Origin of the sequence: Xanthomonas sp. BRIP62411 (assembly GCF_003993525.1) — a bacterium.
Lineage (GTDB): Bacteria > Pseudomonadota > Gammaproteobacteria > Xanthomonadales > Xanthomonadaceae > Xanthomonas > Xanthomonas euroxanthea.
On sequence record NZ_QEZI01000018.1, the window covers coordinates 286,968 to 302,385 of the forward strand.

At 65.4% G+C, this 15,418-nt stretch carries 13 protein-coding genes; 5 read left to right on the forward strand and 8 right to left on the reverse strand.

Annotated features, from left to right (window positions below):
* Positions 1 to 437 precede the first annotated feature (437 nt).
* On the forward strand, positions 438 to 1,472 hold the full coding sequence (gene tdh / locus EO139_RS16055) for an L-threonine 3-dehydrogenase (RefSeq protein ID WP_206515153.1): 1,035 nt from the start codon (positions 438 to 440) through the stop codon (positions 1,470 to 1,472).
* 614 nt (positions 1,473 to 2,086) lie between these two features.
* Here the strand turns inward: tdh and EO139_RS16060 are convergent.
* The 5 genes from EO139_RS16060 to EO139_RS16080 all read right to left on the reverse strand — a co-directional run bounded on the left by EO139_RS16060 (position 2,087) and on the right by EO139_RS16080 (position 7,045).
* A complete protein-coding gene (locus EO139_RS16060; RefSeq protein WP_104649509.1) occupies positions 2,087 to 2,803 on the reverse strand; it encodes a TorF family putative porin in 717 nt (238 codons plus the stop codon).
* 288 nt (positions 2,804 to 3,091) lie between these two features.
* Entirely contained in the window at positions 3,092 to 4,123 is a 1,032-nt protein-coding gene (locus tag EO139_RS16065) for a sulfate/molybdate ABC transporter ATP-binding protein (RefSeq protein WP_119129749.1), read from the reverse strand.
* A gap of 7 nt (positions 4,124 to 4,130) precedes the next feature.
* A complete protein-coding gene (gene cysW / locus EO139_RS16070) occupies positions 4,131 to 5,084 on the reverse strand; it encodes a sulfate ABC transporter permease subunit CysW (RefSeq protein WP_104582285.1) in 954 nt (317 codons plus the stop codon).
* A complete protein-coding gene (gene cysT, locus EO139_RS16075) occupies positions 5,081 to 5,941 on the reverse strand; it encodes a sulfate ABC transporter permease subunit CysT (protein ID WP_119129705.1) in 861 nt (286 codons plus the stop codon). The genes cysW and cysT overlap by 4 nt, the downstream gene beginning before the upstream one ends.
* Before the next feature lie 3 nt (positions 5,942 to 5,944).
* Positions 5,945 to 7,045 carry a sulfate ABC transporter substrate-binding protein gene (locus EO139_RS16080; protein ID WP_104649506.1) on the reverse strand — a complete coding sequence of 367 codons (1,101 nt, stop codon included), beginning with the start codon at positions 7,043 to 7,045 and terminating at the stop codon, positions 5,945 to 5,947.
* Between the two features lie 89 nt (positions 7,046 to 7,134).
* Between EO139_RS16080 and kbl the strand changes: the two genes are divergently transcribed.
* Positions 7,135 to 8,343 (forward strand): glycine C-acetyltransferase, encoded by a 1,209-nt coding sequence (kbl, locus tag EO139_RS16085; protein ID WP_119129704.1) that lies wholly within the window; start codon positions 7,135 to 7,137, stop codon positions 8,341 to 8,343.
* Complete coding sequence (locus tag EO139_RS16090) at positions 8,343 to 8,732, forward strand: HNH endonuclease (protein ID WP_104649504.1); 390 nt, start codon at positions 8,343 to 8,345, stop codon at positions 8,730 to 8,732. The genes kbl and EO139_RS16090 overlap by 1 nt, the downstream gene beginning before the upstream one ends.
* Here the strand turns inward: EO139_RS16090 and EO139_RS16095 are convergent.
* From EO139_RS16095 to EO139_RS16105, 3 genes are all read right to left on the reverse strand, one after another.
* Entirely contained in the window at positions 8,686 to 9,537 is an 852-nt protein-coding gene (locus EO139_RS16095; protein ID WP_126971444.1) for a pseudouridine synthase, read from the reverse strand. The genes EO139_RS16090 and EO139_RS16095 overlap by 47 nt on opposite strands.
* A 19-nt stretch (positions 9,538 to 9,556) precedes the next feature.
* Positions 9,557 to 10,072: a hypothetical protein gene (locus tag EO139_RS16100; protein ID WP_024938551.1), complete on the reverse strand. Its 516-nt coding sequence runs from the start codon at positions 10,070 to 10,072 to the stop codon at positions 9,557 to 9,559.
* A gap of 189 nt (positions 10,073 to 10,261) precedes the next feature.
* Entirely contained in the window at positions 10,262 to 11,359 is a 1,098-nt protein-coding gene (locus EO139_RS16105; protein ID WP_104532906.1) for an OmpA family protein, read from the reverse strand.
* Positions 11,360 to 11,775: 416 nt separating this feature from the next.
* On the opposite strand from EO139_RS16105, the gene EO139_RS16115 reads away from it, so the two are divergent.
* Both EO139_RS16115 and EO139_RS16120 read left to right on the forward strand, forming a co-directional pair.
* The gene (locus EO139_RS16115; protein ID WP_126971446.1) at positions 11,776 to 12,798 is read left to right on the forward strand and encodes a zinc-binding alcohol dehydrogenase family protein; all 1,023 of its coding nucleotides are present in this window, start codon (positions 11,776 to 11,778) and stop codon (positions 12,796 to 12,798) included.
* A 543-nt stretch (positions 12,799 to 13,341) separates the two neighbouring features.
* Positions 13,342 to 15,381 (forward strand): NADPH-dependent 2,4-dienoyl-CoA reductase, encoded by a 2,040-nt coding sequence (locus EO139_RS16120; RefSeq protein ID WP_126971448.1) that lies wholly within the window; start codon positions 13,342 to 13,344, stop codon positions 15,379 to 15,381.
* Positions 15,382 to 15,418 lie beyond the last annotated feature (37 nt).

Consider the following 15,418-nt stretch of genomic DNA (forward strand, 5'->3'; position numbering starts at 1 on the left):
CTGCCTTCCCTGCGTGTCTGCCCTCCCTGCATGGACACCGACGCATTCACGCAAGGCGTCGATCGCATCGGCCCGCTGCGGTGCCCCTTCCTGCACTGCAACTTGCCTGCTTGTTGACTTACGTGCTTGCTGGCTTCCCTGCGCCTCGAATTCCTTACTTGTTGCCTCCCTGCTTCTCGAATTCCCCGCTTCTCGAATTCCCTGTTTGTTGCGTTGCCTGTTTCTCGACTTCCCCGCCCTTCCCCCGCTTGCGGGGGAAGGTGCCCGAAGGGCGGATGGGGGCAACCGCCCCGCAACAAACACATGCTGTCTGCCAACCAACCCAGCGCCACCGCTGCCCCCGACCGCACGGGGACCATTGCTGTTGCACCGCCACATGCACTCACCGCGCGCCGCATATAATCGCCGCCTTACTTTCACTCAGCAGGTCCCGCCAGATGGCGCAGACGATGAAGGCGCTGGTCAAGCGCGAAGCAAACAAGGGCATCTGGCTGGAACAGGTCGCCGTTCCCAGCCCTGGCCCCAACGAGGTGCTGATCAAGCTGGAAAAGACCGCGATCTGCGGCACCGACCTGCATATCTACCTGTGGGACGAGTGGAGCCAGCGCACCATCACCCCCGGCCTGACCATCGGCCATGAGTTCGTCGGCCGCGTGGCCGAGCTCGGTTCGGCGGTAACCGGCTACCAGGTCGGCCAGCGCGTGTCGGCCGAAGGCCACGTCGTCTGCGGACATTGCCGCAACTGCCGCGGCGGCCGCCCGCACCTGTGCCCCAACACGGTCGGCATCGGCGTCAACGTCAACGGTGCCTTCGCCGAGTACATGGTGATGCCGGCCAGCAACCTGTGGCCGATCCCCGACCAGATTCCCTCCGAGCTGGCCGCGTTCTTCGACCCCTACGGCAACGCCGCGCACTGCGCGCTGGAGTTCGATGTCATCGGCGAGGACGTGCTGATCACCGGCGCCGGTCCGATCGGCATCATCGCCGCCGGCATCTGCAAGCACATCGGTGCGCGCAATGTGGTGGTCACCGACGTCAACGACTTCCGCCTCAAGCTGGCCGCCGACATGGGCGCCACGCGCGTGGTCAACGTGTCCAAGACCTCGCTCAAGGACGTCATGGCCGACCTGCACATGGAAGGCTTCGACGTGGGCCTGGAAATGAGCGGCAACCCGCGCGCCTTCAACGACATGCTCGACTGCATGTACCACGGCGGCAAGATCGCCATGCTCGGCATCATGCCGCGCGGCGCCGGTTGCGACTGGGACAAGATCATCTTCAAGGGCCTCACCGTGCAGGGCATCTACGGCCGCAAGATGTACGAGACCTGGTACAAGATGACGCAACTGGTGCTGTCGGGCTTCCCGCTGCACAAGGTGCTGACCCACCAGTTGCCGATCGACGACTTCCAGAAGGGCTTCGACCTGATGGAAGAAGGCAAGGCCGGCAAGGTCGTGTTGAGCTGGAACTGACCGGCCAATACGTTTCAACGCAAAAGGCGCCGCGAGGCGCCTTTTGCATGTCCGTTTTCAGAGCGCAGGCAACGCAAGCAAAGCTTAGTGGGTCGAGGGCGCGGCGGCCTCACTGCACCAATAAGTTAGTTGGTGCTCAGGTAAAAAAACACGCTTATTGCTAGGCGGTGAGACGCCCAGAGTTCCATAGATTGCTTGTTGGCAGTCCGCCCGTTGCTCAGCGCGCGACGGGAAAATTGTCGGACGCAAGGTGATCCGGACGATGCACGCCATGGTCTGCTTGCAACCACGCACCGACCATCTCAACTGGTCCTTGCCCGCTCACCGTCGCGGGACCTTACGCGGCATGGATGCCGCGTAAGAGCCTACAGGGACGTACTTGCGGCGTGTCCTGCGATGGTCGGCGGGCAAGGGCCCTGCAGCCAGGCAGCAGATCAGCGGCTCTGCATCTGCAAGTGATCCATCCGCACGTTGCAATCACTTAAAGACAAGACAAACGCAATTTGAGTCTTGGGGTCTTTCAACTTCAGGGCACCTAGGAGTCCGAGCATCGACTCTTCCCGCCTCATCACCACATAGCCAGATCGTCAAAACCGCTGTTCAGGCAATTGCCCTCACGGCCAGGTGACTGTCGCAGTCGCCACCAGATGGTTCTGCGAATTCTGCCGCCCGAAGCCGAATTCCGCCGCTTCGCTGGTGTCGTAATAGCCCACGCTCAGACCCAATGGACCGAACACCTTGCCGACATTCACGCCAAAGTCGTTGTAGTCGTGGTCCACCTGGCTCAGCGAGGAGGTATAGACGCTGTGCCCCGCATGCGCGCCGAAGGTGAAGTCGTGTGGCAGCGACCAGTTGGCATCCAGCGCGTAGTAGTAGCCATCGGTCTTGGTGCCATAGAGATCGTTGGTATAGGCAACGGTAAGGCTATAGGTCTTCAGGAACGTGGTCTTGGTGATCAGCTCGGCGTAATTGGACGCGCCCGCTCCCAGATACTGGTAGCGATTGACCATCACATCGAAATTGAAGTTGGTGCCCAGGTCGGTGTTGTAGCCGACAAAACCATCCACTTCCCAATCCGGGTCGCCGGCACCGTAGTCGACGTTGGAGGTCCAGGTGCCGATGTACAGGCCGAACGGCGTCTTGTAGGTGAGCCCGGCCTGGAAGGCGGGCTCCTCATTGGTCTGCGAAATACCGCGGAACAGGTAGTCGCTGGTCACCGCAAAAGTACCGCTAAAGGGGGAAGCGGAGGCTTCTTCGTCCTGCGCCTGTGCCAACGGCGCGACACCAAGCAGCAGCAACGACAGACAACACGCGAGCGAGGACGGCTTCATGGACATCTCCTGGAGCGATGGGCGGTCGGATTGCGCGAGGCGGGACTGCCATGCCTTATTAGTCCAACCGTCATTGCAGCGCAACAGACAAGTCGCGCTCGCTTGACCTGGCGCACAAGCTTGAGAGCAGATGACGCCGGTCAGGGTTCTGTCTCATCGACCGCCCGCGCGGAATCTTGATGGGCCGGGAGTGGAGATTGGAGATTGGGGATTGGGGATTAGCAGGGATTCGCTTCGCTTTTGCGAATTCCCAATTCCCAATCCCGAAATCCCGAATCCCGGCCCAAATCAGACCGGAAACACACCGTAATGCCGCGCTGCCAGCCGCAGCTGCTGCCCAGGCTGGAAGCTGCCCGCCGATGCCGGCAGCTCCACTTCCACCTCGTTGCCTGCCGGCTCCAGCGTGGCGCGCAGCCGCAGACGCGCCCCGCTGCGCTGCGACCAGGCCACCGTGGCCGGCCAGCCGGCATCGTCCGGCACCAGATCTTCCGGCCGCACGTAGACTTCTACCGGGCCGGCCGCCAACGCGGCATTGGCTGCCGGCAAGGCATGCCCGGCGACCTGGATCTGGCCTTGCGCCAGCACTCCCGGAATGCGGTTCACCGCGCCCACGAACGAATACACGAACGGCGAGGCCGGCTTGTCGTAGATCATCGCCGGCGTGTCGAGCTGCTCGATGCGGCCGCGATTGAGGATCGCCACCCGGTCGGCCAGCTCCAGCGCTTCTTCCTGGTCGTGGGTGACGAACACCGTGGTCAGGCCGGTGCGCTCGTGCAGCTCGCGCAGCCAGCGGCGCAGGTCGCGGCGCACCTGCGCATCCAGCGCACCGAAGGGCTCGTCCAGCAGCAACACGCGCGGCTCGATCGCCAGTGCACGCGCCAGCGCCACGCGCTGCCGCTGGCCGCCGGACAGCTGGGTGGGATAGCGGTGCTCGAGGCCCTGCAACTGCACCAGCGCCAGCAACTCTTCCACGCGTGCGCGGATGCGTGCTTCGGCCCAGCGCTCGGCGCCGCGCCGCACCCGCAGGCCGAAGGCGATGTTCTCGAACACGTCCATATGCTTGAACAGTGCATAGTGCTGGAACACGAAACCGACCCGGCGCGACTGCACGCTCATGCGGGTGGCGTCTTCGTCGCCGAACAGCACCTGGCCGCCATCGGCATGCTCCAGCCCGGCCATGATCCGCAGCAAGGTGGTCTTGCCGGAGCCGGACGGCCCCAGCAAGGCCAGCAACTCACCCTGACGCACGTCCAGGGTGATGTCGTCCAGCGCGGTGAACGTGTCGAACTGCTTGCGCAGGCGGTGGATGCGGATGCCCATGTTCACCTCAATGTCGGTGGTTGGCGGCGAGCGAATCGCCGTGCCGCCATTCCAGGTACGTCTTCAGCGCCAGCGTCAGCAGCGCAGTCAATGCCAGCAACGAGGCACACGCAAACGCGGCGCTGTAGGCGTATTCGTTGTAGAGGATTTCCACGTGCAGGGGCAGCGTGTTGGTGCGCCCGCGGATATGCCCGGACACCACCGACACCGCACCGAACTCGCCCATCGCGCGCGCCGCGCACAGCAACACGCCATACATCAGGCCCCAGCGGATGTTGGGCAGGGTCACCCGCCAGAACATCTGCCAACCATTCGCGCCCAGGCTCAGTGCGGCCAGCTCCTCGTCGCTGCCCTGCTGCTCCATCAGCGGCATCAGCTCGCGCGCGATGAACGGGAAAGTGACAAACGTCGTCGCCAGCACGATGCCGGGCAGCGCAAACACGATGCGCGGCAACTGGACCAGCAACTCGCCAAAAAACGGCAGCTGCAGCCGCCAGCCTTCGTCGATCAACGGCCATGCCCAGCCGCTGCGGCCGAAGATCAGCACGAAGATCAGGCCGGCCACCACCGGCGATACCGAAAACGGCAGGTCGATCAGGCTGATCAGCAAGCGCTTGCCGGGGAACCGGTGCTTGCTGACAGCCCACGCTGCCGCCACGCCGAACACCAGGTTCAGCGGCAGCACGATGGCAGTGACGATCAGGGTCAGCTTGATCGCCGACAGCGCATCCGGGTCGACGATCGCACGCAGGAAGGTCTCCCAGCCGCCGCGCAGCGCCTCGGCGAACACCAGCACCAGCGGCAGCAGCAGAAACGCCAGCAGGAACAGCAGCGCACCCACAATCATCAGCCACTGCACCCAACGCGGCTCGTTGGTGGCCGAGTCGGTGATCCGGCGCGCCTGTTCGGTCATCTGGCGGGTCTGCACCATGGCGGGCAGCGGCGAGACAGCATCGTTCATGCAGTCCTCCGTTGATAGCGCAGCAGGCGTGCCTGCAGCGTATTGACCACCAGCAGGATCACGAACGACAGCAGCAGCATCGCCGCGGCAATGGCGGTGGCGCCGGCGTAGTCGAATTCCTCCAGCCGGATGGTGATCAGCAACGGCGCGATCTCGGTGGAATTGGGCAGGTTGCCGGCGATGAAGATCACCGAACCGTACTCACCCACGCCGCGCGCGAATGCCAGCGCGAACCCGGTCAGGACCGCCGGCCAGAGCCCCGGCAGCACCACCCGCCACACGGTCTGCCAGCGCGATGCGCCCAACGTGGCGGCGGCCGCTTCCAGTTCGCGCTCGCTCTCGGCCAGCACCGGCTGTACCACCCGCACCACGAACGGCAACCCCACGAACACCAGTGCCAGCACGATGCCCAGCTGGGTGTAGGCCACCTTGATGCCGACCGCTTCCAGCCAGCGCCCGACCCAGCCGTTGCCGCCGTACAAGGCGGTCAGCGCGATGCCGGCCACCGCGGTCGGCAACGCGAACGGCAGGTCGATCACCGCATCGAACAGGCGCTTGCCCGGAAAGTTGTAGCGCACAAACACCCAGGCCACCCAGGTGCCCATCACCGCATTGAAGGCGCCGGCCGCAAACGCGGTGCCGAAGCTCACCCGCAACGCCGACAGCACGCGCGGCTCGCTCCACACCCGCCACAGGCCGTCCCAGCCCAATCCGCTGGTCTTGATGAAGATGCCCAGCAGCGGGATCAGCACGATCAGTCCCAGCCAGGTCAGCGTGATTCCAAGACTCAAGCCCAGCCCGGGCATGACGCGTCGGCGCGGTGCCGGCGCTGGGTGGGGTGCAACCGACATCTGCATCGCCTACTTTTTTGCCTGGATCTGGTCGAACACGCCACCGTCGGCGAAGTGTTCCTGCTGCGCCTTGTCCCACGACCCGAACGCGTCCTGGATGGTCACCAGCTTGATGTCCGGGAACCGTGCCAGATCGGCGGGATCGGCAAATTCCGGGTGGCGTGGGCGATAGAAATGCTTGGCCGCCAGCTTCTGCCCTTCCGGCGCATACAGGTAGCGTAGATACGCCTCGGCCACATCGCGGGTGCCGTGCTTGTCGACGTTCTTGTCGACCAGCGCCACCGACGGCTCGGCCAGGATCGACAGCTTCGGCACCACGATCTCGAACTTGTCCTTGCCCAGCTCCTCGCGCGCCAGCAGTGCCTCGTTTTCCCAGGCCAGCAGCACATCGCCGATGCCACGCTGCACGAACGTGGTGGTGGCGCCGCGCGCGCCGGTATCGAGCACCGGGACGTTGCGGAACAACGCCTGCATGTAGCGCATGATGCGCTCGCGGTCGCCCTTGAAGATGTGGTCGGCGTATGCCCAGGCAGCCAGGTAGTTCCAGCGCGCGCCGCCGGAGGTCTTGGGGTTGGGCGTCACCACCGCCACGCCCGAGCGCAGCAGGTCCGGCCAATCGTGGATGTTCTTCGGGTTGCCCTTGCGCACCAGGAACACGATCGTCGAGGTGTACGGCGCGCTGTTGTCGGGCAGGCGCTTCTCCCAGTCGCTGTCGATCAGCTTGGCCTTTTCGGCGATCGCGTCGACGTCGTAAGCCAGTGCCAGCGTCACCACGTCGGCTTCGATGCCATCGATCACCGCGCGCGCCTGTTTGCCGGAGCCGCCGTGCGAGGTCTCCACCGTGACGGTGTCCTGCGGATGCTGCTGCTTCCACTGCGCGGCAAAGGCGCTGTTGTAGTCGCGGTAGAACTCGCGGGTGGGGTCGTAACTGACATTGAGCAAGCCGATGTCGCGCGCGCCCGCCTGGCCGGCCAGGACCAGCAGGCTGCACAACACGGTCGATACAAGACGGAAGCGGGGGTGGGTCACAGCAATCTCCAAACCGTTGGGGCGCAGCTGAACAGCAAGCATGCCATGCTGCGCAGCGGCACGCAGGCGGTGAAATGACATCAAGGCCGCGCCTTATGCCGATTTTGCATGACGTAGTGGTATGCCACCGTGATCGTTAAAATCATGCGTCTCTTGCCACTGCGATCGCCATGACCAACGCTCCCGCCGCGCTGACCGCCCATTACGCCGCCGAACTGGACACCATCCAGGCCCAGGGCTTGTTCAAGTCCGAGCGCATCATCACCGGCCCGCAGTCGGCCCGGATCACCCTGGCCGATGGCCGCAGCGTACTCAACTTCTGCGCCAACAACTATCTGGGTCTGGCCGACCACCCGGACATCATCCAGGCCGCCAAGGACGCGCTGGACACGCACGGTTTCGGCATGGCCTCGGTGCGCTTCATCTGCGGCACCCAGGATCTGCACAAGCAGCTCGAGCGCACCATCGCCGACTTTTTCGGTACCGAGGACACCATCCTCTACGCCGCCTGTTTCGATGCCAACGGTGGCCTGTTCGAACCGCTGCTCGGCGAAGCCGACGCGATCATCTCCGATGCGCTCAACCACGCTTCCATCATCGACGGCGTGCGCCTGTGCAAGGCCAAGCGCTTCCGCTACGCCAATTGCGACATGGCCGATCTGGAAGCGCAGCTGCAGGCCGCCGATGCGGCTGGCTGCAAGACCAAGCTGATCACCAGCGACGGCGTGTTCTCGATGGACGGCTTCATCGCCCCGCTCGACGAGATCACCGCCCTCGCCCGCAAATACAACGCGCTGGTGCATATCGACGAATGCCATGCCACCGGCTTTCTTGGCGCCACCGGCCGCGGCTCGGCCGAGGTCAAGGGCGTGCTGGACCGGATCGACATCATCACCGGCACGCTGGGCAAGGCGATGGGCGGTGCGTTGGGCGGCTTCACCACCGCCAGGCGCGAAGTCATCGAACTGCTGCGCCAGCGCTCGCGCCCGTATCTGTTCTCCAACTCGTTGCCGCCGCATGTGGTGGCCGCCGGCATCAAGGCCTTCGAGATGCTGGAAGCCGCCGGCGAGCTGCGCACGCAACTGGTCGACAACACCCGCTATTTCCGCGAGCGCATGACCGCCGCCGGCTTCGACCTCAAGCCCGGCGTGCATCCGATCAGCCCGGTGATGCTCTACGACGCACCGCTGGCGCAGAAGTTCGCCGAGCGCCTGCTGGAAGAAGGCATCTACGCAATCGGCTTCTTCTTCCCGGTGGTGCCCAAGGGGCAGGCGCGCATCCGCACCCAGATCAGTGCCGCGCATACCCGCGCGCAGCTGGATCAGGCGATCGACGCGTTCATCAAGATCGGCCGCGAACTCGACGTCATCAAGGACTGATGCGCACGGTACTGCGCCAACGGCTGCTGCTGGCGGCGCAGACCGATACGCAGGCGCAGCTGCTGGACGGCAACTGGGAAACCCGTTGCCTGCATTGCCGTCGGCGCCTGCAGCTGCGCGCCGATGGCGAACCGCTCGGGCACACCACGCTGGAACACGTGGTCCCGCAGGCCTGGTTTGGCCGTCGCGCGGCGGCAGCGCTATGCGCGCTGGTCGACGACGATGCCAATGCAGCGCGTAATCTCGCCCTGGCCTGTGCCAGCTGCAACCACGCCAAGGGCCGTCGCCACGATGCCAACGGTGCCGGCGACGCCCGCGCCGTGGAGGTGGTCAGCGCCTTGCTCAGCGCGCGCCTGGTGCGTTGGCGGGAGCCGCCGTCAGCGCGCTGACTTCCTCCGGACTGAGCATCCGCCACGCCCCCTTGCCCAACTCGCCCATCGCCAGCGAGCCGATTGCAACCCGCACCAACCGCAGCACGCCGATCTCCACCGCCGCCAGCAAGCGGCGAATCTGCCGATTGCGACCTTCGTCCAGCACGATCTCCAGCCACGCATTGCGCTCGCCTTCGCGCAGCACGCCGACCCGCCTGGCGCGCAGCAGCACGCCCTCGCCGTCCGGGTCGGGATCGACCACGCCGGCCTGCAGCTGCGCCAGTTGCGCAGCGCTCGGGCGGCAATCGATCTGCACGTGATAGGTCTTGTCCGGCCCGGTCGCCGGGTCGGTCACGGCCGCTGCCCATTGCGGGTCGTTGCTGAAGAGCAGCATGCCTTCGCTGGCCTTGTCCAATCGCCCGACCGGGGCGATCCACGGCAGGCCGGCGCCATCGAAGCAGCGATACACCGTGTCCCTGCCCTGCTCGTCGCGCACAGTGGTGACCACGCCGCGCGGCTTGTTGAGCATCAGGTAGCAGCGCGCCGGCCCGGACAACGGGTGTCCGTCGATGCGGATGCTGGACTGCTGGTCGGCACGGACCGGATATTCGGGATCGTGCACCACGCGTGCCGCCACGCTGACCCGCCCTGCAGCGATCCAGCGCGCAGCTTCAGTACGCGAACACACGCCCAGTTTGGACAGCACGCGCGCCAGCCCGTGGCGCGGCGCGCTGGTCGCCGTGGTCATGCCGGAGGCGCGTGACGCGCCCGCCGGACCACGCGTGCGCTGCCGGGACGTCGCCGGCGCAGGCCGCCGGGTCATGCCGTCCCGACCGCGCTGCTTACTTGTTTTCGACCGACTTGGCGTCGGCCGCGGGCGTTGCGGTTGCCGCAGCAGCCGGCGCCGGCGCAGCCACCGGACGCGCCTTGACCACGCGCACGCCGCGCGCCTTCATCCAGGCGTCGAATTCTTCGGCGGTCATGCGCTTGCCGTTCTGGCTCATGTCAAAGCGCCACGGCGTGTTGTCGAATGCGGTGGTGGCCTTGTAGGCGGCCGGATCGTTCGGATTGACGGTGCCGCCGGGCGGAATGACCTTGGCGAGGTCCTGGCAGCCTTCCACGCGCAGACGCAGCAACACGCGGTCCACCGACTGCTCGGTGGTGTACGGCTGTGCCAGCACGCCAGTGGGCATGCCCAGCTGCACGCTACGGGTGTAGAACTCGGCGGCCGCCGGCGCGATGACGGTGGCGGGCAACGGCAACGGCTGGGACACCGTGCTGCCGGCACAGTTCGGAGCGGCGTAGGCGGCGGGAATCAGGGCGAGACAGAGCAATCCAGCCGTAGCGGTACGCAGCATCGGGTTCTTCCAGTATGAGTGTGGTGTTGACGCGGCGAGTGTAGGCAGCGATGAACGCTGTTTCAACCGGAAGCGTGCCTGGATGGCAACGCAGACAGGATTTGCACTGTCCGGGTACAGATTTCCGGTTCCCACAAAGACAAAACCCGGCGCAAGGCCGGGTTTTGTATGCAACAGCTAGCGGTCCAATTAGTTCTGGACGTTCAGCTCGGTACGACGGTTCTTCGCACGGCCTTCCGGATTGTCGGAACCATCCGGGTTGGCGTTCGGAGCAATCGGACGGCTCTCGCCGTAGCCGATCGGACCAACCAGACGCGACGCATCGACGCCGTTCTTGGTCAGGTAGTCGTACACGGTGGTCGCACGACGCTCGGACAGCTTCTGGTTGTACGCGTCGGTACCCTTCGAGTCGGTGTGACCGGCAACCTCGACCTTCAGGTCGGGGTAACGCTTCAGGATCTCGGTCGCTTCGCTCAGGATCGAGACGGCGTCCGGACGCAGGGTCGACTTGTTGAAGTCGAAGTTCACGCCCTTCAGGTCGATCGACACAGGCACCGGGCAACCGTCCGGACCGATGGTCTGGCCAGGCTGCGAAGCCGGGCACTTGTCGTCGCAGTTGTTGACGCCGTCACCGTCGTCATCCAGGTCTGCGCAGCTCGGGGCAACCGGAGCCGGAGCCGGCGGCGGAGCGGTCGACGGAGCCGGTCCCAGCGGGATCACGACGCCGACCGAAGCCAGCACGTCGCCGAACCAGTCTTCCTGCGGAGCAGCAACGCTCTGGTCGTTGAAGTCAGCGCGGTAGGCCAACTCGGCACGCACGGCGACGCGCTTGTCGAAGGTGGTCTGCAGACCGACACCAGCCTTGGCGGCAAAGTTGCCGTCCTTCTGCTGGCCCGGCGAAACCGGGTTCGGGGTCGCGTCGAACTCTTCTTCCGAACGCTGGTAGCCCAGACCGAACAGCAGGTAGGGGTTCCAGCCGCGGCCTTCCTGGATGAAGTGGCGACGCAGGTCGAACGAGATGCCGTACTGGCTCCAGTTCTGGTCCTGGTTGGCATCGAAGTTCGGGTTCTGATAGTTCAGCTCGCCGTCGATCGACCAGTTCGGGCTAACGAACTTGCCCAGACCCAGGGTGACGAACGGGGCGTCATTGGTCAGACGATCGCTGTCCTGGAAGTTGAAGCCAGCGCTACCGGTCAGGTACCAACGGTCATCGAACTCCTGCGCGGAAGCAGCCTGGGCAACCGCCAGACCGCCGAGCAACGCGGCAGTGAGAATTTTCTTGTTCATGTGTATACAGCTCCTTCTTTGGGAGATAAAACCGATAGAGGCGTTGTTCTTGGTAAAGATGCTCGTCACATCCAGAGCCATCGGGGCGCAGATTAAGCCGGCTTCAGTGAAGATCGCGTTAACGGTCATATAACATGTGAAAGCAATCACCAGGGCCGGCGATCCCTTTCAATACTACGTATACAGTTTCATGAAGGGAAGGACCGCGCACGCAGTTTGCACATCCCGGCTGCATGAACCGCAGCCCAATTAAGCCAGTTGAATACGCTGGCGGATCCAGCCTTCCGGCCCGCTGCGCACTGATGCGTCAACCACATTGGTGAACGCCAGGCCCCGTCCGAGCTGAATTGTCGGGTCGGTGGTTGCGGCGCGACGGCGACACAACGCACCCTGAACTCCCCACCTGGAGCGACCCGATGAAAGCTGTCGTCATCACCCGTCACCTGCCGATCGACGATCCCGCCGCATTGCTTGACATGGAACTTCCAGCCCCGTCAGCCCCGTCGGGGTATGACTTATTGGTGCGTGTCGAGGCGATCTCGGTCAATCCGGTCGACACCAAGGTGCGCGCGCCCAAGCCGCAGACACTGGATGCGCCGAAGATCCTGGGCTACGACGCGGCCGGCGTGGTCGAAGCGGTGGGGCCCGATGTCACCGCGTTCGCAGTCGGCGACGAAGTGTATTACGCGGGCGACATCGGGCGACCGGGCAGCAATGCGCAATATCAGCTGGTCGATGCGCGCATCGCCGGCTGCAAGCCCACCTCGCTCAGCTTCGCCCAGGCCGCGGCTCTGCCGCTGACCACCTTGACCGCATGGGAGCTGCTGTTCCAGCGCATGCCGTTCTCTTTCGACGGCGCCCGCAATCGCGGCAAGCACCTGCTGATCATCGGTGGCGCGGGCGGCGTGGGCTCGATCGCGATCCAGCTGGCGCGGCATGCCGGCTTCAGCGTGATCGCCACCGCCTCGCGGCCGGAGACCATCGAATGGACGCGGCAGATGGGCGCCCAGCATGTGATCGACCATCACCAGCCGCTGCTAACGCAGTTGCAGGCGCTGGGAATGCAGAGCGTGGACGCCGCCCTCAACCTGGCCGACACCGATCGCTACTGGCAGCAGCTGGGCGAGATCCTGGCGCCGCAGGGGCATGTGGGCCTGATCGTGGAGCCGCGCGGCCCGCTGTCGATCGGCGATCCCTACAAGGCCAAGTGCATCGGCATCCACTGGGAACTGATGTTCACCCGCGCCCGCTACGCAACCGAGGACATGGTCGAGCAACACCGCATCCTCAACCGCGCCGCCAGCCTGATCGATGCGGGCGAGTTGCGTACCACCCACACCGAAACGCTGTCGCCGATCAATGCGCAGCACTTGCGCGAGGCGCATCGGCGCCTGGAAAGCGGCAGCACGATCGGCAAGCTGGTGCTGGCGGGTTGGTGATCGGCCTGCGCGCTTGAGTTCGGCTGTTGCGTGGTGCGCGGGCCGGTTGGCTTGCACATTAGAAGGCGGCAGGGCCACGGCGCGCGCAGGTGAATCAGCAGCAATGCGGGACCGGCATCCGGATCGCAGGCAGCGTTGCAGCTGTGGCATCTGCGCACTCGCAGCCATGTGAGTAGCAGTGCGCGCAAGGCAATCTGTTCCGCAGCAACACGCGGATGGATCGACCTTGCTCTATAGAGAGTCGCCATTGCGGCCATGGCGACCCGCGTGACGCGTCGGATGCGGCTGCCGATCAGGGGCCGTTGATCGGGAAGCCGGCAAGCCGGATCGACCGCCAGGCCTCCCAGACGGTCTCATCCAGCAAGCGGGATCGCACCAGGGACGTGCCGCGCTGCCAACGGGTACGCGGCCTGCTGCGGACGCCACCCGCCCTGTCCTGCCCCTGCCCCAGGCGGCCGACTGCACCCGCTGTGCGCGTCAGGACTTGCCGCCACGCCCGTTTGCCGGCATCGTGCGCACTCCGTACGCCAGCGTATCCACACCATGTCGCCCGCCACCGGCCCGTCCGTCTCGCCCTATCCGCACCTGTTCACACCGCTCGATCTGGGTTTCACGCAACTGCGCAACCGCGTGCTGATGGGCTCGATGCACACCGGCCTGGAAGACCGTGCGCGCGATTTCCCCAGATTGGCCGCGTATTTCGCCGAGCGTGCCGCCGGCGGTGTCGGGTTGATCGTCACCGGCGGGTTTTCGCCGAACGTGGTGGGCTGGCTCAAGCCGTTCGGCGGCAAGCTGTCGTGGCCGTGGGAGGTGCGCCCGCATCGTCAGGTCACCCAGGCGGTGCATGCACACGGCGCCAAGATCTGCCTGCAGCTGCTGCACGCGGGGCGCTACGCCTATCACCCGCTGTCGGTGGCCCCGTCCCGGCTCAAGGCGCCGATCAACCCGTTCACTCCACGCGCGCTCTCGGCACGTGCGGTGGATCGGCAGATCGCAGCCTACGCGCGTGCGGCGCGGCTGGCGCGCGACGCCGGCTACGACGGCGTGGAGGTGATGGGATCGGAAGGCTACCTGATCAACGAATTCACCGCTGCGCGCACCAACCAGCGCAGCGATGCCTGGGGTGGCGATGCGGTGAAACGCATGCGCTTTGCGGTGGAGATCGTGCAACGCATCCGCGACGCCTGCGGGCCGGACTTCATCATCATCTACCGGCTGTCGCTGGTGGACCTGGTCGACGGCGGCAACCAGTGGCAGGACATCCTGACCCAGGCGCAGGCGATCGAAGCGGCAGGCGCGACCATCATCAATTCCGGCATCGGCTGGCACGAGGCACGCATTCCGACCATTGCCACGTCGGTCCCACGTGCGGCGTTTGCCGGCGTGACCGCCAAGCTCAGGCCGCACTTGCACATCCCGGTGGTGGCGACCAACCGCATCAACATGCCGGAGGTAGCCGAACGCATCCTCGCCGACGGCGCGGCCGACATGGTGTCGCTGGCGCGCCCGCTGCTGGCCGATCCGCAGTGGGCCAACAAGGCCCGCGCCGGCCAGTCGCAGGCCATCAATACCTGCATCGCCTGCAACCAGGCCTGCCTGGATCATGTGTTCGACAACAAGCTGGCGAGTTGCCTGGTCAACCCACGCGCAGCGCACGAAACCGAACTGATCTACGCACCGACCCCTGACCCCAAGCGCATTGCGGTGGTGGGTGCCGGCCCGGCCGGTCTGGCCTGCGCCACGGTGGCGGCCGAGCGCGGCCACCGCGTCACCCTGTTCGATGCAGGCGATGCAATCGGTGGGCAATTCAACGTCGCCAGGCGCATCCCGGGCAAGGAAGAATTCACCGAGACGCTGCGTTACTTCGGTCACCGCATCGACGCGACCGGGGTGCAGTTGCATCTGAATACCCGCGTGCAAGCGGCCGATCTGAAGGACTTCGACGAGATCGTGCTGGCCACCGGCATCGAGCCGCGCAAGGTGGATTTCCCCGGCGCCGATCACCCGATGGTCGTGAGCTATCTGGACGTGGTGCTGGGCCGTCATGTGGCTGCCGAGAAAGTCGCGATCATCGGGGCCGGCGGGATCGGCTTCGATGTGGGCGAATTTCTCGTGCACACAGGGCAATCGCCGTCGCTGGACCCGGCGCGCTGGATGGCCGAATGGGGCGTGGACCCCAGCTTCGAGACCCCCGGCGCATTGGCCAAGCCGCAGCCCGAGCCCCACGCCCGCCAGGTCTGGCTGCTGCAGCGCAGCCCCGGCAAACCCGGCGCGCGCCTGGGCAAGACCACCGGCTGGATCCACCGTGCCACGCTCAAGGCCAAGGGCGTCAAGATGCTCGGCGGTGTGGAGTATCTGGGTGTGGACGACGCCGGCCTGCGGATCCGCGTGGAAGGTAACGAGCAACTGCTCGATGTCGGCACGGTGGTGGTCTGCGCCGGGCAGGAACCACGCCGCGACCTGCTTGCCGCGCTGCAGGCGGATGGCCGGCAACCGCATCTGATCGGCGGCGCGGATGTTGCCGCCGAACTGGATGCCAAGCGTGCGATCAATCAGGCCTGCCGCTTGGCGGCGACCCTGTAACGCGCGTTTGGCAGCGCGCTGAAAGGCCACGGCGGCC

Excerpts from the sequence above, each read along its gene's own strand:
- kbl (WP_119129704.1), top strand. The coding sequence starts at position 7,135 with ATGACCAACGCTCCCGCCGCGCTGACCGCCCATTACGCCGCCGAACTG.
- EO139_RS16065 (WP_119129749.1), bottom strand. The coding sequence starts at position 4,123 with ATGGGCATCCGCATCCACCGCCTGCGCAAGCAGTTCGACACGTTCACC.
- cysW (WP_104582285.1), bottom strand. The coding sequence starts at position 5,084 with ATGAACGATGCTGTCTCGCCGCTGCCCGCCATGGTGCAGACCCGCCAG.
- EO139_RS16105 (WP_104532906.1), bottom strand. The coding sequence starts at position 11,359 with ATGAACAAGAAAATTCTCACTGCCGCGTTGCTCGGCGGTCTGGCGGTT.
- EO139_RS16120 (WP_126971448.1), top strand. The coding sequence starts at position 13,342 with ATGTCGCCCGCCACCGGCCCGTCCGTCTCGCCCTATCCGCACCTGTTC.
- tdh (WP_206515153.1), top strand. The coding sequence starts at position 438 with ATGGCGCAGACGATGAAGGCGCTGGTCAAGCGCGAAGCAAACAAGGGC.
- EO139_RS16080 (WP_104649506.1), bottom strand. The coding sequence starts at position 7,045 with ATGTCATTTCACCGCCTGCGTGCCGCTGCGCAGCATGGCATGCTTGCT.
- EO139_RS16100 (WP_024938551.1), bottom strand. The coding sequence starts at position 10,072 with ATGCTGCGTACCGCTACGGCTGGATTGCTCTGTCTCGCCCTGATTCCC.
- EO139_RS16090 (WP_104649504.1), top strand. The coding sequence starts at position 8,343 with ATGCGCACGGTACTGCGCCAACGGCTGCTGCTGGCGGCGCAGACCGAT.
- EO139_RS16060 (WP_104649509.1), bottom strand. The coding sequence starts at position 2,803 with ATGAAGCCGTCCTCGCTCGCGTGTTGTCTGTCGTTGCTGCTGCTTGGT.
- EO139_RS16115 (WP_126971446.1), top strand. The coding sequence starts at position 11,776 with ATGAAAGCTGTCGTCATCACCCGTCACCTGCCGATCGACGATCCCGCC.
- cysT (WP_119129705.1), bottom strand. The coding sequence starts at position 5,941 with ATGCAGATGTCGGTTGCACCCCACCCAGCGCCGGCACCGCGCCGACGC.
- EO139_RS16095 (WP_126971444.1), bottom strand. The coding sequence starts at position 9,537 with ATGACCCGGCGGCCTGCGCCGGCGACGTCCCGGCAGCGCACGCGTGGT.